We start from the raw sequence: 575 nt of genomic DNA on the forward strand, positions 1-575 counted from the left end.
TCTTTAGCTATTGGACAATATAAATTATTAATTTTAAGGAGTTCACTATGGAATTTAACTCCCACGACTGGCCTACCCATAAACAAGGTGAAGTTGTCCGCCAACTAATACTGGATGCGTTGGACAGTCCAAAGACCAAGGAAGAATTGTCCAGTTTGTGCAATAAGAGCGTTAGACAAATCACTAGACATTTGCAACGTTTGTCCAGCGAAAATAAGATTTTGTCCAATGGCAAAGGGCAATTTGTCCGGCGGATTGCCGCTGGATTTTTACTCCTTTATGTTGGACAAATTTAGTCCAGCGTTGGACTTGACAGAAAAAAATTGTCATATAGAATCCCTTAAACGACAAGTTCCACAAAAAAATATTTGGGAGATTTAAAAAATGTCCATCGCTGGAAAGTCCAAACGTGACGTTGTACAACAACTGGAAAAATCCTACGGGGTAGCCCGGACAACAGTGTTCAATCGGCTGAAATATTTAGGCTATTCGTTGGACAAAGTTGATGATTTGTTCAGTTTGTCCGATGAACAAATGGCTGAACTTGATAACCTCCACCGCTGGATAAGTGATGG

1 protein-coding gene is annotated in these 575 nt (G+C 40.2%); it reads left to right on the forward strand.

Annotated features, from left to right (window positions below):
• Window positions 1–384 precede the first annotated feature (384 nt).
• The coding region (locus ACLNEE_RS16855; protein WP_412007448.1) for a hypothetical protein at window positions 385–575 on the forward strand (191 nt) is incomplete at its 3' end.

Source organism: Aphanothece stagnina RSMan2012, from assembly GCF_046764815.1.
Classification (GTDB): domain Bacteria; phylum Cyanobacteriota; class Cyanobacteriia; order PCC-6307; family Cyanobiaceae; genus NIES-981.